Below are 24,876 nucleotides of genomic sequence, written 5' to 3' on the forward strand. Positions count from 1 at the left end.
GTCAGGGGAGCATGCGGGAAGCATGCACGGCGACGAGCACGGGGACCTGATAGAGAATGTAGGCAAGCTCGGCGGAGTTCGTATTGGCGCCCCAGGACGCCTGGGCGTCCTCACTGCCGGGATTGGCGAGCGCGATCGAGGTCTGGCTGAGATCGATCGACGCCCCGGACGGCGTGCCCAGGTGGGCCCAGGCGAGGTCGTTCCAGGTCTGGGGCAGAGGCGGCGAGCCCTCCGCTTCGTCGAGGCCGAAGCGCGGCTCGCCGGGGCGCTCCTGGATGACGAAGAACCAGCCGGCGTCCCCCTGGAGCGGATCGGGGTCGCCCGCCGCGTCCGCCGCGGTGAGGTCGAACCCGAGGAAATAGATGTCCGGATCGACCTTGGCCTCGAACAGCGGGACTCGGACGGCGCCGGGCGACGGATCGAGCCGGCGCTCGTACCCGCCGCCCGGTTTCTGGTGCCACACCGCCTTCTGCGCGTAGAGGACCGCGGTCGGGTAGCGCTTGAGGAGCTCGCCGCGGACGACGAGCACGATCTGCGCCGCGTCGCCGCCGGCCTCGCGGTGGTTGTGCTCGCCGAGCTCCGAGAGCTTCGACCACTGGTGGATCTTCGGGATGTCGCGGAGCGCCTCCCGCTCGGCCTCCTCGGCCGAATCGGGCAAGACGCTGCCGACGTCCCAGAACTGCCGGAAGTAGCTGCCGCGCTGGTCGCACGGGAACTCGCGCCACAGCAGCTCGCGGCCCATCTCGTGGTTGAGGCCGACCATGTAGGCCTCGACGAACTTCTGGTTGGTCTCCAGGAGCGTGAGGCTGTTCTGCGGGATCAGGTGGATCTGCGGCAGGAACAGCTCGGCGGACAGCTCACTCAGCGGCTTGTACATCGGCAGGTCGAAGACCGGATAGGCCATCACCGGCGCGAATGTCTCGACCATGTCGGCCTGCACCCACGCCGGGAGCTGCACGGTCTGCTGCGTCCGCTTGGGGATGGAGGTCGCGGGATCGAGGGCCTCCAGCGTGGACGCGACGACCCCGGCGAGGTCGAGCGGTGATTTTTCCGGGACCTTGAACTCGACCGACGTGTACGTATAGACGTCGACCAGGGCCTGGCCGAAAGCCTTGCGCGCGTCGTCCCCCCCCGGGTACTCCGGCGACGGCTCGATCTCCTCGATCTGCTTGGGCGTCTGTCGCTCGTCGAGGGTCTCGATCTGGGGCTTCGGCACATTCACCACATCGAGGTGGCCGGCGACGTCCGCGAGCGTGCCGGCGCCGTCCGGTCGCGGTTTCGCCGGCGCCGCCGGGATCGTCCCGGCGTTGATCGCCTCGACGATCGCGGACGCAGCGCTGCCGAGGCCGAGCCGCTTCATGATCGTCGCGCCGGGGCGGGTCAGCCGGCGGAATTGCGCGGAGGTGACCGCCGACGGCACCACGCTGTCCGCGACCCGCTTATGCACGGTCACTCCGGCGGAGAGGACGCGCCGGTGTACCGGCGCGGTCAGCAGGAACGCGTCGGTCGTGGCGAGCGAGGCGATGTGCTTGTCGTAGAGGCACGTCGATACGCTCTGGGCGACCTGCGCCAGCCGGAGCTGGTTGTTGGCGGCGATGACCTCGCCGACCTGCTCCCAGGCGGCGGTCATGTACTCTTCCTGGCCCTTCTGGATGACCCTGGTCCCGAGCCCGGCCGCGACGCGAAAGCGCGGATCGAGGTTGAGCTCATGCACCCAATTCCTGGAGGTCGGGTCGGAAGTATTGTCCGGCTCGACGCGGCGGGTGAGCGCGTGCCAGCGGCCGTACAGCGGCGAGGTGACGACCGGATCGCCGGCCGGCGCCTGTTCCTGGTATTCGTCGGCGAGGTTCAGCCGGGCCGCCATCGCCTGCTGGAACGGGTGCGGATACGGATTCTCGTCCCACAGGTCGTACGCGAGCACCTCGTCCTGGTCGTCGCCCCCGAGGCTGTCCAGCGGCACGCGCAGGGCGCCGCCGAGCTTGAGCACGCCCGCGAGCCCCTCCGGGAGGTCGATCGCGGGCAGGCCCGAGCCCGGGTGGTTGACGTCCATGTCGCGCACGCCGACGCGCTTGTCCACCGGCTGGGGCTGGAGCAGCTTGACCAATTGCTCGAAGTCGCCGAGCGCCCCGGTGCGGAAGCGGAAGCGATGATAATAGGGGTAGTGGTTCGGGACCTCGCTCCGGCCCGGTGCCCACGCCGACTGGGTCGCGCTGGTCGCACCCCCGACGTCCAGACCCAGCCCGGCGCGCCTCCCGGTCTCGAACGCCGGGACCAGGAACGCGTGGTAGGTCGTGTCCGGCTCGAGGCGACGCGGGCACAAGATCCGCGAGTAGGCCCGATCGGGGTTGGCCTCGAGCGCGGCTTCGAGGCTGGCCTCGGGGACATCTTCGTTGACATGCACGTGGGCCCACGCCCACAGCTGCGCGGCGGGCGGGAACACCTTGCTCAGGTCGGCGGCGGCGGTGAGCTCGATGAAGGGCAGCGGCCGCCCCTGCATGTTCTTGCCGTCCTGGAACTCGTCCTCCGTCAGGGCCACGAGCGCGAGCCACGGCGAGAGCCTCTCCGGCGAGGCAGGCGCGGCCGGCGTGTAGCGCCACGGAAAGTCCTCGTCGTAGAACTCGACGTACGGCAGGTAATTGGGCTCGAAGCCGACCGTCCAGTGACGAGGCTCGACCTTGATGATCGCCTTCTTGTCGATGCCGACGATGTCACCGGGGCCGTAGAGGCCCACGGATCGGGGGATCGTCTGCTGAACGGGGCCTGCCGGGCCGGTCCCGGTCGCCGTCAGATCGACCGCGATCGTCGCGCGGGTGGCCCCCGGGGCGACGGACGTGATGCTGTTGGCGATCCCGGTCCGTAGCCAGGACAGGAACGAATAGGTGGGGTCTTCCGCGCTCACGACGCTTTTACCTCGTAGTTGGGGATCACGTGCAACGAGCCCTTCAGCGCCGGGTCACCGGCGAGCGCCTGCTTCATGTGATCGGTGGCCATGGCGTGGCTGGTGAAGGAGGCCGCGCCGCCGTGCGGCGTGTTGTCCTGCGTGGACGCGACGGTGAACCCCTCCGCGGCCACCGCGATCTTCTCGGCGTGGGGCTGCATCTGGCTCTTTTTACGGTTCGACAGCTGCGAGCGGGCGACCGACGCGCCGCCGAGGAGCGTATGGAACAGGGCCCCGGGGATCGGTTGCAGGGCGTTGTTCGGCGGCTTGGCCGGCGCCTTGTCGATGATCGTCGTCTCGTAGGCGATCGTGCGAACGGTCTTCTTGCCGGACTTGAGCGCGCCGTCGCCGATGTCGATGACCACGCCGCCGTTCATCGGTTCGTACGACGGGCGCGACAGCTTCTCGGCGTCGGTCATGGTCTGGAACTGGCCGGGTGCGAATTGCTCGGTCACCGGCGACAGGCCGTGAACGGTCGAACCGGTGGTCGCCGCGGTGATCTCGACGCGATGGACGCCCTCCGGCTGGCGGTTCCCTACCCTGTCCAGGGTGAAGCCGAGCGGGACCGCGCGCTGGCTCATCACGAGCTTGCCCGCCGGATGCAAGACCAGGGGGCCGGGTTCGAGCTTGCGCAGCGACACCAGCAGGTTCTTCGTTTTGGGCGCGAGCGCCTTCCAGTTGGCGTCCTTGCCGACCTCGCCCGCGAACAGTTGCATGACGTCGATGCCGGGCAGCGCGGTGTTCTTCGCCTCTCCCCAGGTCTCGTCGAAGTCGACCTCGATGTCCCAGAACAGGATCGAGACGCTGCCCCTGCCCTTGATCCGCCACGGCGACGGCCCCTCGAGCGAGGCCTTGAGGTGGATCGTCAAGACGTCGAAGCCGAACACCTCGAGGCAGAACCCGCCCGAGACCCCCGCGACGAAGTAGAACGGCGAGAACTGCAGCAGGACGTCGTAGCCGAGGTGGCCGGAGACGTTGAAGTCGTCGAAGCCGAAGAACGCCTCGGAGCGCGAGCCGAACTGCACCGTGTTGGAGGTGATCGCGAAGTAGGACTCCATCCGGATCCGGGCCCAGGAGGTGTCCAGGATCGAATAGGTGATCCGTCGCAGCGACGGCAGCGCCAGCGGCGGCGGTTCGTAGGTCGGATGGAACCCGCCGACCGACAGGAGGAACTGCGGGTTGTCCCCCCACGTCAGGCGCACCGCCATGTCGCCCTCGAGCGTGATGAACAGGATCCTCGACTCGTAAAGGCTCGCGTCGAAGGCGAACATCTTCTTGTCGAAGTCGAGCGTGCCGATGAAGGCGACCTTGATGACGATCAGCGCCGCGGCCTCGTCCGGCAGGTTGAGCGCGAGGATGCCGGCGATGGCGACGTTGCCCGGGATCTCGATGAAGAGCCCGAGCGTGAGCGAGATCAGCGTGGGCGTGCCCCAGCCGATCTTCGCCATCGGCCCGACGACGAACTTGCCGTCGTGCGCGGGGAAGAAGGACTTGAGGTCGCTGATGATCTTCGGCGCGTTCTTGACGACGTCCTTCGGGAACAGCACGCTGTTGATGGCGCCGGTGCGGATCCCGCCGCGCAGCGCGTCGAGCATCATCCGGCGGTTGTAACCGAACAGACCGCCGACGCCGTTCAACGTGAAGCCGAAGCCGAGCTGGATCGGGGTGAACTCGGCGCTGATCAGGATCAGCAGCGAGAACCCCTTGGAGCCGTCCGGCATCTTGGTGGTGATGAGCCCGACCGCCTTCACCGTGACGAGCTCGAGCACCGAGATCTCGAGGGCCCCGCCGTACTCCTCGCGCGCGAAGTCGAAGAACAGGTAGCCGCCGCCCTTGGCGACGCCCGCGTCCAAACTGAGGCCGACGCCCTTCGGCGGCTTGAAGCCGAGCGCGAGGTCCAGCGGCCCGGCGTTGCCGCTGCGGTCGTCCTTGAGCGACAGGTCGATCTTGAGCCCGATGTCCTCGACGACCGCCTCGAGCGGCCCGAGCGCGGCCTTGATGTCGGCGCCGATGCTCGTGGGAAATTGATTGCCCTTGATGCCGACCGAGAAAGTGAGCGCATTGAGCTCGACCGGCCCGAGGGCGAGGTGCAGCGGCAGCTTGATCTCCAGCGCGCTGCTGCCGGTGAAGGTGATGCCGTGCTCGGACGAGGCGGTGAAGCCGAGGTCGAACTGCGACTCGACGTGGACGCCGGACAGGATCTTGCCCAAAAAACCGTCGGCCTGCTCGAGGGCGATCACGAGCTCTCCACCGACGAGGCCGCCGCCGATGCGGAGCTCGCCGCTCGCCTCGCCGGCGTCCCACTCGAAACCGGCGCCGGCGGTGAGCTCGAATCGGCGCAGGGTGAGCCGGCTCCCGCCCGGCTGGCCGAGGAGGACGTACGGCTCGGCGGCCTGGCTGCGATCGGCGGCGATCTTCAGCTCGATCGCACCATCGTAGGTGCCGGACGCCGGCGGGACGATGCGGAGCCCGCCGTCCGGGGAGAGAATGAGCTCGGTCAGGTTCGGCAGGCTCATGTCGACGGCGAGCCGGGCGCTCCAGTCCTCGCTGGTCCACACGTGCTCGGCGGCGACCTGGTCGGCCTTCAGACGAATGGCAAGCCCTTCCACGGCGCCGGCGTCGACCGGCTCGAGCTCGAAGTCGACGACGTCGAGCTTGGGGACCGCGCCGCCCGTGACGAGCAGCACCGGGGCGCCGCGCGAGGCCAGGAGGCGCTCGAGATGTCCCAGCAATTCGGCGTGATCGAAGGTTGCGTTGCCCCAGCCGTACAGGGTATTCAGGACAGCCGCCGGCGACTTGAGCCATTGGCCAAGGCGGGCGAGGTGGAACTTGAACGTCTCGTACGGGATATTGTCGGGGCCCGTGTGCTCTTGCCGCTCGAGCATGCCGAGCAGCTCCAGCCCCTCGTTGACGCCGCGGAACTGGTGGAGGTACTCGACGATCGCATAGTTGAACATGCGCTCGGGGAGCTTGGCGAGGATGGCCGGATCGACGTCGAGCCCTTGCAGCGAGTCGAGGGCCTCGAGGGCCGCGATCACGTCCGCGAGCTTGGCGATCAGGCCGACGCCGGCGGAGGCGATCTTGCCCACGTCCTCGTCCTCGATGGCGTCGCTGAGCTCCGCTGCGCGCTGGACGGCGTCGCGCAGGCCGCCGATCAGCGACTTGAGCGGCCCCTGCAGGAGTGCGCTCGCCTGTGCCCCGGTGATTGGGATCTCGAGCGCGGCGAACAGCGTGCTCGCGTGCCCGGGCGCCAATTGGCGCGTGAGCCTGTCGAGCGCCTCAGTGATCGCCACGAGCACGAGCTCGAGGGTGCCGTCTGCGTTGCTCACGCTCGCTCCTCTTTCTTGAGCCCGTCGGCGAGCTCATGCAGGCTGTCGAAGCGCCGGGCGTACTCCAGCGCCGTGTCGAGATAATTCGTCGCGACCTCCGCCAGCGCCGCGCTGCCGTGTTCGGCGAGTACGCGGGCCATGGTCCGGATCAGCGCCTCGCGGGTCACACCGTCGATTTCCTGCGGGATCGGGTGGTTCGGGTCGCGCACGTTCTTCACCAGGTGATTGACGAACCCGGGGCCCTTGTGGCGGTGCCAGGCCACCGTGACCCGTCGGTTGGTGTTGACGAGGTGGAGGATCTCGCTCCGGTGCGTCAGCAGGATGTCGGCGATGAGGCGCCCGTCGGTGGATCCGAGGAACGCGGCCCGCAGGCGCGCGGCGTGACCCGCGCCCGGGTCGTCGATCGCGAACGGCGTATCTTCCAGCGTATCGCTGCCGGGGACCAGGTTGGCGTTGGACACGGGCGTGGCCTTCAGCCAGGCCAGGACGGGGTGGATGTGGGACGCGTAAGCCCGGGTCTGGGTGGTCGCGTCGATTGAGAACACCATGCCCACGATCTCGTGCTGGGCGTTCAACAAGGCGGCGCCGGAGTCGCCCTCGTCGGCGAAGTTCAAGAGCTTGTTGTTGGCGTCCTTGCTGGTCGATTCAATGACGATCACGTTGTCATACAGATAGGGCGCCATCACGTCGATCACCCTGCCCTCGGTGAGGCCGGTCTTGTTTCCAGACTTGAGCACATTGTAGAGCTTGGGCTTGGGTTTGGGGTTGCCCTCCTCCCACTCGATTAGATCAATGTGCTTCACGCGGGAATGGTTCGTGATGCCACCGGAGAGGTGCTGCACCGCGTTGTCGAACCTGGTCTTTTCACCGGCGCACAGGGACTTGCAGCACGTGGTCTCCTTCTCGACGTTCAGTCTGGCGGCCGCAACGTCCATGAAATAGGGGTACGTGTCGCTGCTGGTGCCGGGGTCGTCGTCATAGCGAAATAATCGAGAGCTTCTGTAGCTCTTGTCGAGGATCTCGGCGATCGATTTCAAGAAGTGCCACGCCTCATCGCCCGGTCCGTACACTTTCTTGTCGGGCCCGTTGGGGACGAAGGGCTTCTCGATCAATACGTGTTTACAGGTCACCGCGAGGACGTTCTTGAACTTCTCCTGACCCGTGAGCGAGTCCAGGGTGGCGAAGAAGCCCAGAGTCCCGGGGCCGAGCCCATGATCCGCAGAACCGCGTCCGCTGTGGATTTCGACCCCGCTGACGAGCACGTCATGCTGCGAACCCTGGACCACCTTGACGTTGGCAGGGACCAGGTGCATAGCCGCGACGTTGATCGTGCAGATGGGGGGGTACGGAAGCTCGAGAGATACACCGAAAGGCACCGTGATCTCTCCACCAATGTTCGTGCAGGTGGAGTTGAAATAGACCCGGTACGCGACCTGCGGCGGATCGTCCACCTCCCCGTTGGTCTCTTTGAGGCCGAATCCGACGCCGAGGATGTACGGATGTAGGGGGTCCGCAGAATTGTGTTTCTCCTTCAGTTTCTTACTCAGCTCGTGTTGCTTTGTGACCAGTTGAACTTGAGTCAGCGTCATGAGGCCCCTTTGTGTTTGTCTTTTGTGGAGCGGAGCGGCCCGGAGCGAGGGGCCGCGGCGCGGCGCCAGGGCGGTTCGCGCTTCAGCAGCGTCACACCGAGCCGGTGGAGCAGCGGATGAATGTGGCAGGCGTAGGCCTCGGGCGAGCGACCATCGCTCATTCCCCACAGCAGGCCGACCGCGGCGCCGCGCTCGTGTACGATCAACGCGCCCGAGTCGCCGGCCGCGACGAAGTCGCCGGTGCGCCCGGCGGCGGGCCGGTCGTCGCGGATGATCAGGTTGCGGAGCCGCTGCTCGCCTCGCGCCGTGGCGATCGGCGCGGCCACGTCGACGACCCTGCCGACGGTGATCCCGCTGGCCTGGCCAATTTTGTAGACCCGCGGCGACCGGCCGTCGATCACGTCCAGCGGGTGGACGCGCGCGATCCCCTTCACCGCGGCGACTCCGCGGACGCCGGGCGGGGGCAGCTGGGGGGTCGCGTGGACGCCGTGCTCCGTCAACAACCGCGCGGTCGCGCAATCGATGAAGTACGCCTGCGCCGCCTCACCGGGGTATCCATACGTGTAATTGTCTGCGCAGCCCTCGTCGGCGATCGTAGCGACCGGCTCGAGGCTGTCCGCCTGGAATACGCAGACTCCATCTCGGCGGGTGTATTCGGGCTGGTAGACGAAGTCGCCGCGCCGCGCCCCGTGCGCGAGCAACACGTGCCGGTTCGATACCAGCAGTGGAGTCGTGCGCCCGTCCGGTCCGCGCTCGCTGGCGAAGAAGCCGAGCGTGCCGAGCCCGGCGCCCTCAGGCCCCGGAGCCGGTCGGTCCACCCATGCCTTTAAATTGGTGATGGCGAGGCCGGACGTGAGCGCGGGGCGGAGCCCTGATTCGAGGTCGACGGTGGGTACGCCGATGCGCGCCGGCAGCACGTCGGTGGTGAGGCCCGCCAGCCGCTCGGGGATGATCTCGGCCCGCCGGAGCTCGCAGCGGGGGACTTTCCTGCGCACATAAACTCGCAGCGCGGGAGATTCAGTCACCTCGCCGCCCGTCTCCTTCCACCCGAATCCCACGCCCGTCACGCCCGGGTGACGCAGGAGGGCTCGCTCCGCATGAAGCACCAGCTCGTGCATCTCGCCGGCGGTCCTCACGGCCGTCCCTCCACGTTCCACAGGTGCGATCGCCGCCCGCGGGAGGCCTCGGTAAAGGTGCCGCACCCGCGCGCATGCACTGGACCGCTCTCCGGCCCTGCTGAGGCGAAGCTCCACGCCGGCCGGGGCGCTCCTTCAGAGGATGTCCTTCGCCCGCGCTTCACGACGATGCCGTCGCCGGACGGTTCCACGCAGTTCGCCTCCGTGGCGGTGTCGGTGGCCCCGTCGGAAGACACCTCGACGGTGTCGCGGTGCGGGCACGCGACGAGCCCGAGTACATCCGCCGGTACGAGAGCATGGGAGCTCCGGCGTTCTACTCGTGCGCTATGGATCGGCAATTGCGACATGGTCCGTTCTCGCCCTCGCGCTCGTAATCACGCGAGGCTCTCATCACCGCGACCTTGCAGGTCGTCTCAATGTACCAGTGGCCACCGCGACCGCAACGATCGCGGCACTCGAGCAAGAAATCGAAATTCTCTCCGGCCGGCCGCGTCCGGTTCGCTCGTCGCCAGTCGCCACCGAGGCGTCGTGCTCTGCTCGAGCTCGAACAGCGATCGATCACGCCCTTGGGTGAACCGCCAGGTGATTTTGCGGGTTTTGCCGATGGGCATCCGGAAGCGCTCGAGGCACTCGCGGGACCATGGGCTCGCTTCGATCGCTGCAAACTTCAACTAACGGCCGTGCCTCGGGCTTTTCATGCACGGCGCAAGGATTGATTGCTTCATCCGGGTGTTCCGAGGGGAACCATCTCCGCATTGATCAAGACGAGATCGAAGAGGACAACCTCGAATCTCCGCCGGTCTTCTGAGCCGTCATGCGCCGCGGCAGGCGGCTATTCGCAGGGAACCCGACCGCGGGCATGGCCCTTCTCTCCTGCTCCGCCACCGCGGTCAGCGTGTGGCTCGGCTCCTCGGGCCGGTCGGTAAGAGCGATCAGGCCACTGCGACCACCACGGACGCGTCGCGACCTCTGCCTGCGAGGATGACTCCATCGACCGGAGTCATCCGACCTTCGGTCCGCGCACCGGCGGCTCTCCACGCCGCAGGCGAAGGACTCCCCAGAGCAGCAGGCCCGCGGAGGCGACGACGAGCAGCCCGAGCGGCGGCACCAGCCGGACGGCGACCTGCGCGGGCTCCTCCTCGACGAACGTGAACCGGGGGAGCGCGTCGTACTCGCCGGCTGTCAGCCGTCGCCCGGCGTACAGCCGCGGCGCCATCTCCCCGCGCAGCGAGTCGACGAACGCCAGCACCTGCGCGCCGAAGGCCGCGTGGCGGGCTGGCCCCGTTCCAGCGAGCTCGCTCAGCGCCTCGTGGACGAGGACCGGCGGGGATACCCATGACGAGGCGCGCACGAGCTCCGTGCGCGCCTCGAGTCGCGCGGCGAAGGCCGCGAAGCGCGGGGCCGTCTCTTCTTCGACGGCGCGCTGGACCCGGTAGTGGGCGCGCGCCCAGGCGAACACGTCGTCGCCGGTGAGCTCCGGGTGGTCGTGGATCCACGCCGCAGCCCGATTCTCGGCGGCTCGGAGCTCTCCGATCAGCACCATCCGCGAGGGCAGCGGGAGCGCCTGCTCGACGACCGTGTTGATCGCCGCCGGCAACACCAGCACCAGCGACACCCACGCGCCGGCGAGGGTCATCGCGTTGGCGGCCGAGCTGCGACCGCGGGTGTTCACGGCGAAGGCCAGCGCGGACCAGAACAGCGCGTAGACCGCTGCGACCGCGATCCACGCGAGCAACCCAGCGGTGACGCCCGTCCCGAGAGCCGCGGCTGCAGCGACGCCGAACAGCCCGAGCAGCGCGAGGATCACGACGAGCCGCGCCGCGAGCTTGGCCAGCAAGAAGCCCGCCGGGGAGATCGGCTGCGAGAGGACGAGCCGCAAGGTGCCGCGCTCGCGCTCACCCGCCAGCAGATCGAAGGTCAGACCGATGACGAGCAGCGGCAGCAGGTACACGACGACGAACGCCGCGTCGAAGGTGCCCGCCTGGAGCTGCTCCGGGTCGGCGAGCGATTGGCGGGTAAGGAGCGCGTCGCTGCGGCCCCATGGCGTGACCTGGGTGACGCTGGCCGCGAGGTCGCGCTGCCCCGTGGCGAGCGCGGCGAGGGGCCCTGGCGGCAGCGCTGCCGCGACCTTGTAATCGAGCGGGCTGCCGGCGAAGGGCCGCTCCTCGGCGCGCACGCGGCCGGCCTCGACGTCCGCGACCTCCTCCCGCTTCTTCCCGACCTCTGCGTCGACGTCGTGCTGCACGCGAGCGAGCTGCTCCGCGTCCGCGAGCGCCCACGCGCGACCGCGGGCGAGCGCGTACCCGAAGCAGAGGAGCAGCACGAGCGCGCCGAGTCGCAACGTCGGCTCGCGGAGCAGGAGGCGGAGCTGAGATCGAAGGAGCGAGGGCCGCACGAGGCTCTCCGGGTTCAGGGGTCGACGTGGAGGCGCCGCGCCGACGCGAGCGCCAGCGACGTCGCCAGGAGGAACAGCGCGCCGAGGATCGCAAGGCCGCGCAGATCCGCGGGCGGTGGGTCGGCGTCGTCTTGGCGGAGCTCACCCAGCTCGCGCCACAGCTCGGGCCCGGCGAGGTATTCGAAGGGGCTCGCGCCCGGGTGCTGCGCGACGTCCTCGTTGAGGCGGCGGACGAGCGCTCGTCGGTGCTCCTCCGCCGCCGCAGCGAACTCGCGGTGAGCCGCGAGGTCGGTGCCGCACAGCGCGGCCGACAGCGGTTGCAGCGCGAGCCGCGGCGACAGGAGCGCCAGCGCCAGCCGGACCTCCGCCTGACGCCGGTGGATCGCGTGCAGCTCGCCGTAGCGACGGTCGTAGACGCGGTCGCCGTACTCCTCACCGGCCTGCAGCGCGACCCCGGCGAAGTTGACCGGCAGCTCCTCGACCGTCTTCACGTCGTACCGGGCGAGCAGCTCGGCCTTGAGCGCCTCGGTGCGGCTGTCCCTGGGGTCATGTCCGTTGATTCCGAGCTTGATGTCGCGCGCGACCTGGGCGAAGAAGTCGTGCTCGGACGGGGTCGGATGGGCCCAGGCCGCGATGTCGGCGGCGATCCTCGGGACCGCGACCACCGCGACGACCCACAGCGCGAGCGAGCCGACCAGCGCGGCGCTCGAGCTGCGCGCGCGCGCCGAGATCGCCAGGTTGAGCGCGGCGAAGCAGCCGAGGTAGAGGCCGTAGCCGAGCGCGAGCAAGCCGACGCGCGGCAGCTCGGTCGCGCCCGCGAGCGTCGCCGCCGCCAGCAGCGCCGCGAGCACCAGCGGCGCGAGCACCAGCATCGCCGCGGCGAGCTTGCCGAGCACGAGCGCCTGCGGCCGGACGCCCTGGCTCACGAGCAGGCGGAGCGTGCCGCGCTCGCGTTCGCCGGCGATCGCCGCGAAGGTCAGGAGCAGCGCGAGCAGCGGGCCGATCCATTGCAAGATGTTCGCGGCCGACAGATCTCCGAAGCGCTGGACTGCGGGCGCGTCGTCGGCGGGGCGGTGCACGAGCGTGTTCCTGCGGTGCGCCTCGAGCCACACGGCGCTCCCGAGGTAGCGGTCGACCCCGCGGTCGAACAGCGCGAGCCCCGAGATGGGCTTGAACGCGTATTGCCCGAAGTGCGCCGCCGCGTGGGGGTTCTTCGGGCCCTGCGCGAGCCAGTTGGCCCGCTCCAGCGCCGCCGCCTCCTCGCGCTGCGCCTGCAGGGCGCGCACGTTCGTCGCGCCGGCGATCACCGCGACCGCGAGCAAGGCGAGGGTGAGCAGGAGCACCGTGCGGATCCGGCCGTCGCGCCGGGCGGAGCGCAGCTCGTGCCGCACGATCCGGCCGATCATGCCGCCGCCTCCTCCGCGGCGCGGCGTACGTGCTCGAGATAGACGCGCTCGAGGTCCTCGCCTGCGAGGTCGCCGCTGCCGCCCTCCCACACCAGACGGCCGGCGGACATGATGCCGATCCGGCTCGCCAGGTCGCGGGCGCGGAAGAGGTCGTGCGTGGCCATCAAGACGGCGACGCCCTCGTCGCACATCGACCGCACGAGCCGCGAGAACTCGAACGACGCGCGCGGGTCGAGGCCGGAGGTCGGCTCGTCGAGGAGCAGGGCGCGGGCCCGCTTGGCGACCGCGATCGCCAGCCCGACCTTCTGCCGCATCCCCTTGGAGTACTCGCCGCTGCGGCGGTGATGCGCCGCCGCAGGCAGCCCCACCCGCTCGAGCAAGGCCGCGATCTCCGGCCCCGACACCGCGCTGCCGCCGAGCCCCGCGAAGTACTCGAGGTTCTCCGCCCCGCTCAGGTGCGGATAGAGGTGGACCTGCTCGGGGATGTACGCGAGGTGCCGCTTGCTCTCGATCAGGTGATGCTGCACGTCGAGGCCGCACACCCACGCGCGACCGGCGGTCGGCGCGGCGAAGCCGAGGAACAGGTTCATCGTCGTGCTCTTGCCCGCCCCGTTCGGGCCGAGCAGGCAATACACCTCGCCGGGCCGCACCTCCAGCTCGAGGCCCGTGAGCGCCTCCACTTCTTCGTATCGCTTCGTCAGCGCCTCGGCACGCAGCATGGTCCGACTCCGTCTCGCTTCGACACGGTAGGGATGTCAGGTGGTTTCTGCCCGGGCAAGGGCCCCGACCAGTTTTTCAAGATGAGATTGCTCTTGCAATGTCATTGCATCTGTGTCACGGTCGAGCGCGGGGAGACTCCGCCCCGCGGCGAGCTGCCGCTGTCGGAAGACCCGTCCCCCGAGATGCGCGCCGAGCCGGCCCCCGTGTCGGCCTGAAGCACGCACGCTCGACCTCTTTCCCGAAGGAACGTCACGCGATGACCTCTCCTGCCGCCTTTCACCAGCCGACCGCCTGGGACAGCGTCGAGGCCGGCTACACCGATCTCTTCGCCCCCGTGCTCGCTCGCTACGCCCGGGCGGCCGTCGGGCTCGCGCGCCCGGACCGAGACGCGCGCGTGCTCGACGTCGCCGCGGGCCCCGGCACCCTCGCGTTTCTCGTAGCCGCGGAAGTCGGTCACGTCTCGGCCCTCGACTTCTCGCCGGTGATGATCGAGCGGCTCCGGGCCGAGGCGAAGGGGAGGGGGCTCGGCAACGTCGAGGCCGTGGTCGGCGACGGGCAGGCGCTGCCGTACGCGGACGCGGAGTTCGACGCCGCGTTCTCGATGTTCGGGCTGATCTTCTTCCCCGACCGCGCGCTCGGCCTGCGCGAGCTCCGGCGCGTCCTCCGGCCGGGAGGGCGAGCGGTAATCGGGTCCTGGGCCCCGCTCGATCCCGGGACGCCGCCGGTCGTCCTCTCCGAGTGCCTCCGCGCGGCGCTGGCCGGGCCGGGGGGCCCGCCGCTCGAGCTGCCGCTCGCCACGCCGGAGGCGATGCACGACGCGCTCGCGGAGGCCGGTTTCGAGCGGATCGAGGTCTCGCGGGTCGCACACGAGTTCTTCGCCGCGGACGTCGACGCGTTCTGGGCCGTTCACGCGCGCGCCAACGTGCTGCTCGCGCCGCTCTTGAACGGCATGGCGGCCGACGCCCGCGAGCGCCTCGCGGTCCGCGTCGTCGGGGATCTGCGCGACCGCCTGGGGGGCGGAGAGATCCGCTATCAGCAGACCGCGCTGCTCGGGCTCGGCGTGCGCGGCGCGTGAAGGAGCGACATCATGCGTGAAGCATGCGTACCACCGTGGTGGTTGCCGTGGATCTTCGCGGGGTTCGCCGCGAGCTGCGGCGCCGATACCCATCCCGGGGAGACGGCCACCGCCGGCACCACCGAGGCCGCGACGACGACCGGCGACATGTCGACGGACGCCGCGCCGACCGTCACCGGCGATGACGCGGGCGCGACCGACACCAGCGGCGACCTCCCCGAGCCGCCGATCGTCGCGTGCTCCGAGTGCTTCCCGCTCGAGCGGTTGCCGGACGAGCTGCGCGCCCAGGCCGAGGAGCTGCTGCTGCTCGCGCTCGACCGGGAGGCTCTCTACACCATCGCGGCCGACATCAAGCCGATGAGCTCGGGCTTCGCCGAGCTCAGCTATCCGGCGGCCGAGCCGGCGCCCCCCGAGCTGGACGCGCTGCGCACGATCGTGGCCGCGTTCACCTGCACCCCCGAGCTGACCGCGAGCGTCCAGGTGTTCCACGCGACCTTCGACGGCGTCGCCTACGCCGACGGCGTCGTCTTCCACGTCCCGCGCGTGCGGGAGACCGTCGAGCTCTTCGCCGATCTGTTCGCCGCCATCGGCGTGGCCGCGGACGCACCGCCGCTCGCCATCGTCGACGCCGTCGACGCCGATCCCACGACCCGGCGCTTCCGCGGCTACGGCCATTTGTTCGGCTACCCGGAACACGCCGTCGATTTCTTCGCCGAGGCCGCGGAGCACGAGGCCATGACCGGCGAATTCGTCGAGCGCGAATTCATCCACATCCCGACCTTCGAGTCCGCCGAGGGGCGCTTCGTCTACGCGGTGCCCGTCGGTCACCAGGACAACGACGACGACGTGGCCCTCCGCGCCCGGGCGGCCCCCGTGCTCGCGCGTTACTCCGAGCTGCGGGCCACCTTCATCGGCGACGACAAGCCCGGCGTGCTCTCCCTCGTCCGCACCTGGTTCGACGACGGCTCCGGCCGATGCTCGCCGCGACACGCCCTGATGCAGGTCACTCGATGAGCACCGGCGAGGCGACGCCGCCGCGGCGAAGGACGTGGGCGTGGCGAGGCATGGCAGCCGCGCTCGCGCAGCTCGTCGCCTGCGGGGCCGCGGACACGCCGGCGATCGAGCCGGACTCCCACCATCGCGCGCTCGAGCTTCCACCAGCGGCCGGCCCGCCGCCGCTCGCCTGCGCGGTGCCGTTCGCCTCGTACGACGCGTTCATCGACTCGCTCGCGACCGAGCCCGCGGACCCGCTCGATGCGGCGCCGACGCGAGCGCAGCTCGAGGCCGCCTATCCCGAGCCGGCCTTCGTCGCCCTCCAAGCGGGGGATGGGCGGTGTCTGGCGTTCCCCGACGGAGGTCACGTGTTGCGCCCGCGCCCAGTTCCGGGCACGCGCTGGCCGGTGGTCGTATTTCTCCGCGACGGCCTCGAGCAGCAAGACCGACTGCGCTTCGGCGACCTCGTCGAGCTCGCGGGCCTCGCCGAACGCGGGTACCTCGTGCTCGCCCCGGAGTACGGGTCTCCCGCGGCGAGCGACGAGCTCGGCGGCGCAGAGAACGAGCGCATCACGGCGTGGATCGAGCATTCGGCGCTGCAGCCCGACGCGGAGAGCGACGGCTGGCTCGTGTGGGGCGTCTCCCGCGGGGCGGTGAACGCGCTCCAGCTGGCGCGCGAGCGACGGGACGTCGCCGCCGTCGCCATCACGAGCGGGCTGTTCGACATGCAGGCGGTGCTCGCGGCACGCCCCGAGCTCGAGTCGACGCTCCGCGCCGGGATCCCGGACTTCGACGCCGATCGAGAGGCGGCGCTCCGCGCCCGAAGTCCGTTGCGATGGGCGAGCGAGCTCGCGGCCCCGACGCTGCTGATCCACGGCTCCGACGATCGCCGCCTGGACATCGCTCAGGCGCGACGCTTTGCGACGATGCACGGCGAACTGCTGGAGCTCCGGGACGGTCACGCTCTGGGGTCGCATCGCACCGACGTGCTCGACGCGATCGACCGCTTCTTCCGCCGGCATCGGCTACCGCCGGTGCCTCTCGACCATCTCTACGTCGTGCTCGACGCCGAGACGCACGCCGCGCTCCGCACCTCTCGCTTCCTGCTCGAGGAATTCGCGGCCGTCGACGCAGGACTGCCACACTTCCGCCCGGTCGGTCCCGACGCCGACGTGCTCTACGTCCGCGGCGCCGAGACCTACCTCGAGCTGATGGGGCCGCAAAACCACTTCGGCGAGCCCGTCGGGCAGATCGGGCTTGGTTTCGGGGTAGAAGTGCCGGGATCGCTGCCGCGGGTGTTCGCCTCGCTGCGAGCCGCCGGCTTGCGGCCCTTCTTCTCCAGCGACTACGTCGACTTCGCCGGGCCGGTGCCGATCCCGTGGAAGCAGACCACGGGCCCGCGCGCGCCGCTCGTCGACGGGCTCGCCGTGTGGGCCTCGGAGTACGCGCCAGGCTTCGCCCACTGGCTCGATCCCCGCAGCGCCGGCCCGCGAGCCATCGCCCGCAGCGACTTCTTGCGGCCACGGTCCCGCGGCGATCGCTTGCTCGCGGACATCATCGGCGTGCGCCTGGGCGTCGATCCCGCCGCGCGGCAGACGATCACCGACGGCCTGCTCGCGCTCGGCTACGAGGCTCAGGGCGGGGGCGAGGTGCTGACGGAAGCGGGGCTCGAAATCTCGCTCCAGCCAGAGAACGGCCCGACCCGTCTGCTCACAGTCACGTTCCGTCTCACGCGCGCCGCGAGCTGCGACCTCGTCCTCGGCGTCGCGCACCTGCAATGCATGGGGGACCGCGCCGAGCTCCGCCTCGGACCGGCACAGCCCGCTCCGAGCCGAGCGGTGCCGTGACGACCCATCGGCCTTGTCTCACTCGTCGGACCTTGAAACACAGATCACGACGTTCGATGCGGCGTCCGCTCGGGAGCGGGAGCGGCTTACACGGGGATGCAATGGAGTGGATCTTGCGGGTCGGTCATACAGCCGGGGTCGCAGTGGCACAGGTCTTCGTGTGGGTGGCCGTGCCCCCCCGCACTCGGTTTCGCCGCCGCTCTCCGAGGTCAGCACCGTCTCGAAGCTCCACGCCACGCTTCACTGGCCCGCTCTTGACTGTGCGGCCCATCGGGTAGCTGTCACTATCTCGCGGCAGCCCGGGCGAGGGGCCCGCGGCTCCGGCTCGTCGGCGTCGCGGGGCGGGGCGCCTCCGGACTGGTCCTCACGCGTCAATCGCCGCGATGAATCATCATCATGTGGAAATCCTGAGGGACCGGGTCCGTCCATTCGTTGCAATGGTCGGCCATGTCGTGGAGGTCGCGGAAGCGGCCGGCGAGGTTGACGACCACGCGGTAGTCGCCGACGTCAGTGCGGGTCTTGTGCGTGACCGGCACCACCGGCCCGCCCTGGGACATTTCGACGCGCAGCGGGTCCCACGGGTCGTCGCAGTCGGTCGCCTGCCCGCATTCGCTGCCGTCGTGGGTCAGCGTCAGCGGGGCGAAGAAGTCCGGCTCGTCGTCGGGCAGCACGGCGAGCCCGTGCACCCCGGCGAGCAGCAACACCGGCTCCGGGTCGACCGTCGCGAGCGTGAACCACCACTCGCTCCGCGACGACGATCGACCCGCCGCCATCGCCGGCGGGCTGGACGGGTCGCCGGGCCATGCGTGACGGCGGCGCGACGCACCCGTCGCGGACGACGGTCACGCGTCGCGGCTGGGCCGCTCAGATGTGCTTGCGCGCCACCGCCACCATCAGCCGCTGATACAGCGAGGGCAGCAGCCGTGCCATCGCATCGATGAAGTGCGCGTCGGGGCCGACGAGCACGCGGCGCTTGTTCTTCTCGACCCCGCGGAGGATCGTCTCGGCCGCCGACTCGGCGGTGGTGATGAAGTTCTTCTCGAACTTGAGGTTGGCGTTCGCCGGGTCGGCGCCGAGCGAGGCGATGCTGGGGTCGACCCGGCCGGCGCGGGCGATGTTGGTCTTGATCCCGCCGGGGTGCACGCTGGTGGCCGAGACGCCGCAGCGGAGGATGTCGAGCTCCTGGCGCAGCGACTCGGTGAAGCCGCGGACCGCGAACTTGGCGGCGTTGTAGGCCGACTGCGACGGCACGCCGATGAGGCCGAACACCGACGACGTGTTGACCACGTGGCCCTCGCCGGCCGCCTTGAGGTGGGGCAGGAACGCGCGGGTGCCGTGGACCACGCCCCAGAAGTTGATGTTCATCAGCCACTCGAAGTCTTCCAGGCGCATGCCCTCGACCGTGGCCCCGAGCCCGACGCCGGCGTTGTTGAAGATCAGGTTGGCCTTGCCGTGCTCGCGCACCACCTGATCGGCCCACGCGTAGATCGCCTCGCGGTCGGCCACGTCGACGCGCTGGGTCGTCACCTTGACGCGAGCGTCTCGCAGCAGCGCCGCGGTCTCGCCCAGGCCGACCTCGTTGACGTCGGACAGCGCCAGGTGGCAGCCGCGGCGCGCCAGCGCCAGCGCCAGCGTGCGGCCCATGCCCGAGCCCGCGCCCGTGATCGCCGCGACCTTGTCGGTGAAGCTCTTCATGCCCGGTCCATAGCAGCTTTGCCGCCGCCGGCCTAGGGTCGCAGCGCCCCGACCGCGCGGCTCATTCAGGCTTGGGAAACACCTCCTGAATTCATCCACACGTGCCGCCGTGCTGGCACGGCGCGCACGCGCCCGGATCCTGCGCCGGGCAGCCGCCGCCGGCCCCCCCGCCGTCCCTCGGCGGCGTCAGCGTCGGCGCCCCGCTCTCGATCACCTCGACGAAGTCCCACAGCACGCCCTGCGCGTCGCGGGTATGATAATAGGACTGCACGCGGTCGCCGTAGTGCAGCCAGTGCTTGGTCGTGCTGTTCTGCGCCCAGTACAGGTAGGCGCCGAACGGGTACACCAGGAAGAAGTCGGGGTCGTCGCCGTTGGCGAAGCAGGTGATCGACGGGTGCGGCACGTCCTTGCCGCACGGATGGGTCCCCGCCGGGCAGCTGACGATCTTGCGGTGCGCCGTCGGGGTCAAGGCGCCGCCGCTCATGGCCCCGCACTCGACCCGGCCGCAGTCGTCGGCGCCCTCGCGGCACGGGTTGGCCGCCCCGCAGGTGATGTTGTGCCGGCGCACGCGGTCGGCTGGCCGCACGCCGCGCTGGCCTCGTAGTCGAGCCCCGCCGGCCCGCGCGCGCATGGGTGCGCCGGGTCGAAGCCGCCGAACACCATCACCGCCGGGTCGTATCGACGCAGCCGGCGAGGACGGCCGCGAACGCCATGAAGCCCATCATTCCGTGACAGTGCACCTCTCGCGTATGCCAGGCTTCGCGCCGGCTGCCAACCGCGCGAATGCAGCCTCCGCGCTCACAGCGAGCTCAGCGATTCGCAGCTCGCGGTCGACTCGCCGATGCAGACCGCGAACAGGCTGCCCGGCCCCAGCAACCGGGTCATCAGCTCGGCGATCGCGTCGGCCTTGGCCTCCACCACCTCGCGCGCCTCACCGCGGTCATGGTCGAGCGGCAGGCCGTGCGCGACGGTGTAGATCAGGCGCTCGGCGAGCGCGGCGCTGTCGGAGCCCCCGGCCAGGATGCGCGCGGCGACCGGCCGCTGCGCCGCCGCCAGCCCGGCCGCCACCCCCTCGGGCGTGCGCAGGCGCGAGAGCGTCTGCCGCAGTTCGGCGATTCCCGCGTCGAGGTGCGCCGCGTCGATTTCGCCGCCGATCAGCACCACCTCGGCGTCGCACAGCGCCTCGCGGGTGACGCTGAAGCCGTAGGTGACCCCGAGCCGCTGACGCACGCCGTCGACCGCGTCTTCGAGCAGCTGCCGCACCAGCGACACGGTCCCGGGCTCGCCGCGCAGCTCGCTCGGCACCACGAACCCGAGCAGCACCCCGATCTGCGCATTCGTCGTCGGCAGCTCCATGTGCAGGACCTTCGTCGCCACGTTCGGAGCCGGCCGACGCGGGCGCGCCAGCGCGGGTGCGCTCTGGCCCCACGGGGCTTGCCGGCCGCCGAACGCCGCCTTCACGTGGGCCCGCGCGACCGCCTCGTCGAACCCGCCGGTGACGATCAGCGCGGCCCGCCCGGCGCGGAAGTGCCGCTCGCGGAAGGCGGCGATCGCCGCGTCGCTGAAGTCGTCGGGCTCGCCGGCCAGGAGCATCGGCTCGACGCAGTGATCGAGGGCCCCTCGCGCGAGTTTCCGCCGCATCGACTCGGCGACGCGCTGTTGGTCCATCTCGCGGTACATCCTGCCGACGATCGCCGCGCGATCGGTGAAGTCGTAGCCCCCGGCGATCACCCACGCCGCCAGCCCGCGCAGCACACGATCGGTCTCGCTCGCCAGCCCGCCCGCCTTGAAGATGGTCTGGTCGAGGTTGAAGAGCACGTCCTTCTCGGCCCCGCCGGCCGTCATCTTCGCCGCCTCCTTGGCGTGCGGGCCCTTCTTCGGCGGAGTCAGCATCGCCGCCGCCACCGCGGGCAGCAGCGGGTGATCGGGGGCATCGATGGCCCCGGCCTGGATCACCAGGCGCACATCGACCAGCGGGCTCGACGACGGCGCGAGCACCACCGTCAGGCCATTGTCCAGAGTGTAGCGGCTGCTGCGGTTCGTCGCGGGGATCTCGCGGAGCAACCTGGCCGCGACGTCGGGCCGGGCGGTGACGGGGTGGGCGTCGTCGGTCAGCGGCGCCACCGCGGTGACCCCCGTCCCCGCCCGCGTCGACGACGGCTCGAGCTCGAACACCTGCATGCGCTGCGGGGCCAGCACCTGCGTCGCCACCCGCGTCAGCGCGGCCGGCGTGAGCGCGTCGATCGCCCGCAGGTCGGTCGCCAGCGTCCCGTGCCGCGACCCGTCCGCGGCCTCGACCAGGCGCTCGGCTCGCGCGTCGAGGCGTTCGTACCGCGTCGCCGCCGCGATCCGCAGCCGGCGCCGCAGCGCCTCGACCTTCTGCTTGTCGGCCGCATCGCCTCGCACGTCGGCGACCGCGTGCGCCAGGGTCTCCTCGGCGAACGCCCGCACCTCGGCCTGCACCCCGGTGGCGATGAAGACCACCGCGGGCGCAGCGCGGCCGCCGAGGCGATGCACCTCGAGGCCCGAGATCCGCCCTTGCGCGCCGACCTGATCGCGGACCTCGCGTTCGACCGCTTCTGCGAGGATCGCGGCGAGCCGTCCGTCCTCGCTGTCCGCCGGCGGGAGGTGCAGCACCAGCGCGCTGCCCCACCCGCCGGGCAGCCCCGCCAGCGTCTTGCGCCCGCCGGCGGGGGTCACCGGCGGCACCGCGACCTCCGGCAGCGTCGCTCGCGGCGCGAGCGGCTTCAGCGTCGCCTCGGCGGCCGCCAGCGCGCCCGCCTCGGTCACGCCGCCGGTGATCACGATCGACGTGTTGCCCGGCGTGAAGCGGCCCCGCAAATAATCACACACGTCCTTCGCCGTCAGCGCCGACACCGTCTCCGGCGTGCCGCCGAGCACGTGACCATACGGGTGGTCCGGCGAATAGATGCTGGCGAGCAATTCATCGTACGCGCCGACCGACCCGCGCATGCGCGACTCGAGCTCGCTCAGCACGACGTTGCGCTCGCGCGTGAACACCTCGGGGCGGACCTCGCACGACCCGTCCAGCGCCGACGCGAACAGCCCCAGCACCGTCGGCAGGTGCGCGGCCACGGTCGTCGCCATGAAGTCGACCGAGTCGGCGCCGGTCGTCCCGTCGTACGCCAGCGCCTCCTCCCCCAGCGCCGCCAGCATCGTCCGCCCGTCGGCCAGCGTCCGCACGAACGCCACGTGCTCGCTGAAGTGCGCCAGCCCGGCCTGCGCCCGCGTCTCGTTGCGGCCCCCCGCGCGCACCCGCATGTGGACCCGCACCAGCTCGGCGGACGGATCGGGCGCCACGTACAGCCGCAGGCCGTTGGCGAAGCTCTGCCACGAGCCCTCCGGCCCTCGCGCCGCCCGCGGCAACCGGGCGCTCCCGCAGCCGACCAGGACGAGCGCCAACAGGACGAGCCACCCACGCAGCGCCCGCGAAGACCCCGAGGCGCGCCCCGCCGAATGCACATACCCGGGCCCGCGCGCGACCCCGCGGGAGGCCACCCGACCTCGGCGCATCGCCATCGACACCGCGCAGCCCGGATCGGCCTCGAGAATTTCGTTCGACACGCTCTCGTCGGCGGCAATCAAAGCCTCGCCTGCGTACCACAGCCGTCGCCGCGGGACATCCCGCAATTGCGAGGCAGCGAATCTGCCTCCAGGGCCCCGGGATCACAGCAGCAGGCACGCGGCCGGCGGCATCTCGCTGTCGACCGCGAGCAGGCACTGCGCGCGCAGGCTGATCTGCACGATCTCGCGCGCCTCCGCCTCGCTCGGCTCGTGGCCCGCCGACGCGAGCGCCCGCGCCCGCGCCAGGTCGGCCTGCAGGCGCGCCCGCGCCAGCCCGGCGAATTCGTCGGTCCCGGGCCCCCCGCCCTCGCCGAGCCCCGCCGCCAGCAGCTCGGCGAGCACCGCAGCGTCGGCGGCCCGCACCGGCTGGTCGCGCCCCCAAGCTGGCCGATCGGGCATGTCCGCGAGGACACGTACGTGCGCCTCGACAGCGGAGACCGCCGCCAGCAGCTTGTCGTACTGCAAGGTGTCGGGCGCGTCGCTCGGCTGGTGATAATGCGGCGAGCGCCCGGTCGAGACGAACAGCGAGGGGATCTCGCCGGCAAAGAACGCCCCGTGATCGCTGAACGCCTGCCGCCCGTGCGGCAGATCTTCGACCAGGCGCAGGTGCATCGCCCGCACCGGCAGCCGCGGGTCGTCGGCCAGCGCCGGCACGGGCGGCCGCGCGAACGTCTCGCGGCCCATCACGTACAGCGGCGAGCGATACCCCGGCCACAGATCGCCGCCGAGCAGGTCGAGGCAGACCACCGCGACCAGCTGCTCGCGCGCGATCGTCGGGTGCGCGACGAAGTAGTTCGAGCCCATCGCCGGCGTGCGGTAGTCGGGCGGCTCCTCGGCGTCGAAGGCCGCCAGCAGCACGCTGCGCGCCGGCGGGTCGGCGAGGAGCCGCCTCGCCACCGCGAGCGCGACCGCCACCCCGCTGGCGTTGTCGTCAGCGCCGGGATAGACCACGCCGCCGAGCTCGCCGAGGTGGTCGTAGTGGGCCGCCAGCACCACGTGCTCGCCGGCCCGCGCCGGGTCGCGCCCCGGCACCCGCGCCAGCACGTTGGCGCCGCGCGGCAGCGGCTGCTCGAAAGTACCTGTCTCTCCGGCCACCTCGAGGCCGTACGCCTGCAGCCCGGCGACGATCGCCGCCCGCGCCGCCGCCCCGCCCGGGCTGCCGTTGTCGCGTCCGGCGCACCCGGGCCCCGCCAGCAGCCGGACCCAGCAGCGCAGCGCCGCCGCCTCGTCGCGCTCGCCGGCGCAGGACGTCGGCGGGTTCGCCTCCGCCGGCCCGGCCCCGACCTCGCCGGCCGGCGTCACCGGGTCGGCGGGCGCCGCGGGCCGCGCCCCGCCGGGCTCGCTGCAGGCGGCCAGCAGGCAAGCGGCGACGAGCAGGCGGCCGGGCACCATCCGCCCGATCGTAACACGGGGGAGCCCCGCAGGCCCGGCGCGCCCCCCCGAGCAGCGCTCGCCGCATTGCCCCGCGGCCGCTCCCGAACCATCACCGGGGTCGGAAGACCGCAGCACCGCCGGCGCTCCGGGCCGCCCCTGCGCAATCACCGACACGGCGATTTGTGTGCCCGTATACCAAAATTTCGGGTTGCTCGCGGCCGCGCCCCTTTCTACATTCCTCATCCGAATCGGGAGGTCGGTATGATCAACCGCCATTTCGCCGCATATCTCCGCTCCAGCCCCGCACCCCGGCCTCCCACGCTCTCGAAGGGGGCGCGATGCTCGAGGTAGAGATCGACGTCGAGGTGGTCGAGCCGCCGCCGAGCGGGGCGCCGCTGGACTTCCGCGAGCGCCTGGTGCTGGCCCTCAAGACCACCGACGCGAGCGTCCTCGCGGCCGCGGAGCGGGCCTTCCGCGGCGTGTGGCCGAGCATCCACGACTACATCGTCGACCGCCTGGCGGCCGACCTGCCGCCGGGGCTCGCCTGGGTGCTCGCCTGCTGCGACCCCGCCGGGCTGCGGCAGGGCTACGAGGCCGGCGCGCGCGAGGTGTGGGCGATCCCGCTGGGCCACGGCCAGGCCATGGTGTTCGAGAGCGACCAGGCCCCCGCCGGCGCGCCGACTTCGTTCTAAAATTCTCTTTGAGTGTTCCGATGTCGATCGATTGCGGGATCTACGACGGCAACCGATCGCCGTCTGCTCCGCCTCCGCGAGCAACTCTTCAATAATCACCCT

16 protein-coding genes are annotated in these 24,876 nt (G+C 70.9%); 4 read left to right on the plus strand and 12 right to left on the minus strand.

Features of this window, described 5'->3' with window-relative positions; all coding sequences use genetic code 11:
• Position 1: 1 nt before the first annotated feature.
• The 7 genes from NAEX_RS11670 to NAEX_RS11700 all read right to left on the minus strand — a co-directional run bounded on the left by NAEX_RS11670 (position 2) and on the right by NAEX_RS11700 (position 13,512).
• On the minus strand, positions 2–2,899 hold the full coding sequence (locus NAEX_RS11670; RefSeq protein ID WP_096327583.1) for a hypothetical protein: 2,898 nt from the start codon (positions 2,897–2,899) through the stop codon (positions 2–4).
• Entirely contained in the window at positions 2,896–6,267 is a 3,372-nt protein-coding gene (locus tag NAEX_RS11675) for a DUF6603 domain-containing protein (protein WP_096327584.1), read from the minus strand. Before NAEX_RS11675 ends, NAEX_RS11670 begins: the two co-directional genes overlap by 4 nt.
• Positions 6,264–7,856, minus strand: coding sequence for a S1 family peptidase (locus NAEX_RS11680; RefSeq protein WP_143141353.1), 1,593 nt, complete (start codon positions 7,854–7,856; stop codon positions 6,264–6,266). Before NAEX_RS11680 ends, NAEX_RS11675 begins: the two co-directional genes overlap by 4 nt.
• Positions 7,853–8,992 (minus strand): hypothetical protein, encoded by a 1,140-nt coding sequence (locus NAEX_RS11685; RefSeq protein ID WP_100793482.1) that lies wholly within the window; start codon positions 8,990–8,992, stop codon positions 7,853–7,855. Before NAEX_RS11685 ends, NAEX_RS11680 begins: the two co-directional genes overlap by 4 nt.
• A 1,000-nt stretch (positions 8,993–9,992) precedes the next feature.
• Entirely contained in the window at positions 9,993–11,387 is a 1,395-nt protein-coding gene (locus NAEX_RS11690; RefSeq protein WP_170135652.1) for a DUF3526 domain-containing protein, read from the minus strand.
• A 14-nt stretch (positions 11,388–11,401) separates the two neighbouring features.
• Complete coding sequence (locus NAEX_RS11695; RefSeq protein WP_096327588.1) at positions 11,402–12,793, minus strand: DUF3526 domain-containing protein; 1,392 nt, start codon at positions 12,791–12,793, stop codon at positions 11,402–11,404.
• Complete coding sequence (locus NAEX_RS11700) at positions 12,790–13,512, minus strand: ABC transporter ATP-binding protein (RefSeq protein ID WP_096327589.1); 723 nt, start codon at positions 13,510–13,512, stop codon at positions 12,790–12,792. The genes NAEX_RS11695 and NAEX_RS11700 overlap by 4 nt, the downstream gene beginning before the upstream one ends.
• A 257-nt stretch (positions 13,513–13,769) precedes the next feature.
• Between NAEX_RS11700 and NAEX_RS11710 the strand changes: the two genes are divergently transcribed.
• The 3 genes from NAEX_RS11710 to NAEX_RS11720 are packed head-to-tail and all read left to right on the plus strand — an operon-like array spanning position 13,770 to position 17,428.
• Positions 13,770–14,588, plus strand: coding sequence for a class I SAM-dependent methyltransferase (locus NAEX_RS11710; protein ID WP_096327591.1), 819 nt, complete (start codon positions 13,770–13,772; stop codon positions 14,586–14,588).
• A 12-nt stretch (positions 14,589–14,600) separates the two neighbouring features.
• A complete protein-coding gene (locus tag NAEX_RS11715) occupies positions 14,601–15,602 on the plus strand; it encodes a hypothetical protein (RefSeq protein ID WP_143141354.1) in 1,002 nt (333 codons plus the stop codon).
• Between the two features lie 50 nt (positions 15,603–15,652).
• Positions 15,653–17,428, plus strand: a complete 1,776-nt coding sequence (locus NAEX_RS11720) for a DUF5829 family protein (protein WP_096327593.1) — start codon at positions 15,653–15,655, stop codon at positions 17,426–17,428.
• 371 nt (positions 17,429–17,799) lie between these two features.
• On the opposite strand, the gene NAEX_RS11725 is transcribed toward NAEX_RS11720, so the two are convergent.
• The 5 genes from NAEX_RS11725 to NAEX_RS52865 all read right to left on the minus strand — a co-directional run bounded on the left by NAEX_RS11725 (position 17,800) and on the right by NAEX_RS52865 (position 24,100).
• Positions 17,800–18,201 carry a hypothetical protein gene (locus NAEX_RS11725; RefSeq protein WP_096327594.1) on the minus strand — a complete coding sequence of 134 codons (402 nt, stop codon included), beginning with the start codon at positions 18,199–18,201 and terminating at the stop codon, positions 17,800–17,802.
• A gap of 91 nt (positions 18,202–18,292) precedes the next feature.
• A complete protein-coding gene (locus NAEX_RS11730) occupies positions 18,293–19,123 on the minus strand; it encodes an SDR family NAD(P)-dependent oxidoreductase (protein ID WP_096327595.1) in 831 nt (276 codons plus the stop codon).
• Positions 19,124–19,214: 91 nt separating this feature from the next.
• On the minus strand, positions 19,215–19,709 hold the full coding sequence (locus NAEX_RS11735; protein ID WP_100793485.1) for a hypothetical protein: 495 nt from the start codon (positions 19,707–19,709) through the stop codon (positions 19,215–19,217).
• A gap of 212 nt (positions 19,710–19,921) precedes the next feature.
• Entirely contained in the window at positions 19,922–22,546 is a 2,625-nt protein-coding gene (locus NAEX_RS11740; protein WP_170135653.1) for a M16 family metallopeptidase, read from the minus strand.
• 264 nt (positions 22,547–22,810) lie between these two features.
• Positions 22,811–24,100, minus strand: coding sequence for a M28 family metallopeptidase (locus NAEX_RS52865; protein ID WP_096327598.1), 1,290 nt, complete (start codon positions 24,098–24,100; stop codon positions 22,811–22,813).
• A 320-nt stretch (positions 24,101–24,420) separates the two neighbouring features.
• Between NAEX_RS52865 and NAEX_RS11750 the strand changes: the two genes are divergently transcribed.
• Positions 24,421–24,774 carry a hypothetical protein gene (locus tag NAEX_RS11750; protein WP_096327599.1) on the plus strand — a complete coding sequence of 118 codons (354 nt, stop codon included), beginning with the start codon at positions 24,421–24,423 and terminating at the stop codon, positions 24,772–24,774.
• Positions 24,775–24,876: the final 102 nt, after the last annotated feature.

It is taken from the genome of Nannocystis exedens (genome assembly GCF_002343915.1).
GTDB classification, from domain to species: Bacteria; Myxococcota_A; Polyangia; order Nannocystales; family Nannocystaceae; genus Nannocystis; species Nannocystis exedens.

What these genes read in the sequence shown, in the direction of transcription:
- NAEX_RS11680 (WP_143141353.1), bottom strand. Translation starts at nt 7,856, where the DNA reads ATGACGCTGACTCAAGTTCAACTGGTCACAAAGCAACACGAGCTGAGT.
- NAEX_RS11695 (WP_096327588.1), bottom strand. Translation starts at nt 12,793, where the DNA reads ATGATCGGCCGGATCGTGCGGCACGAGCTGCGCTCCGCCCGGCGCGAC.
- NAEX_RS11700 (WP_096327589.1), bottom strand. Translation starts at nt 13,512, where the DNA reads ATGCTGCGTGCCGAGGCGCTGACGAAGCGATACGAAGAAGTGGAGGCG.
- NAEX_RS11710 (WP_096327591.1), top strand. Translation starts at nt 13,770, where the DNA reads ATGACCTCTCCTGCCGCCTTTCACCAGCCGACCGCCTGGGACAGCGTC.
- NAEX_RS11715 (WP_143141354.1), top strand. Translation starts at nt 14,601, where the DNA reads ATGCGTGAAGCATGCGTACCACCGTGGTGGTTGCCGTGGATCTTCGCG.
- NAEX_RS11720 (WP_096327593.1), top strand. Translation starts at nt 15,653, where the DNA reads ATGGCAGCCGCGCTCGCGCAGCTCGTCGCCTGCGGGGCCGCGGACACG.
- NAEX_RS11725 (WP_096327594.1), bottom strand. Translation starts at nt 18,201, where the DNA reads ATGGCGGCGGGTCGATCGTCGTCGCGGAGCGAGTGGTGGTTCACGCTC.
- NAEX_RS11730 (WP_096327595.1), bottom strand. Translation starts at nt 19,123, where the DNA reads ATGAAGAGCTTCACCGACAAGGTCGCGGCGATCACGGGCGCGGGCTCG.
- NAEX_RS52865 (WP_096327598.1), bottom strand. Translation starts at nt 24,100, where the DNA reads ATGGTGCCCGGCCGCCTGCTCGTCGCCGCTTGCCTGCTGGCCGCCTGC.
- NAEX_RS11750 (WP_096327599.1), top strand. Translation starts at nt 24,421, where the DNA reads ATGCTCGAGGTAGAGATCGACGTCGAGGTGGTCGAGCCGCCGCCGAGC.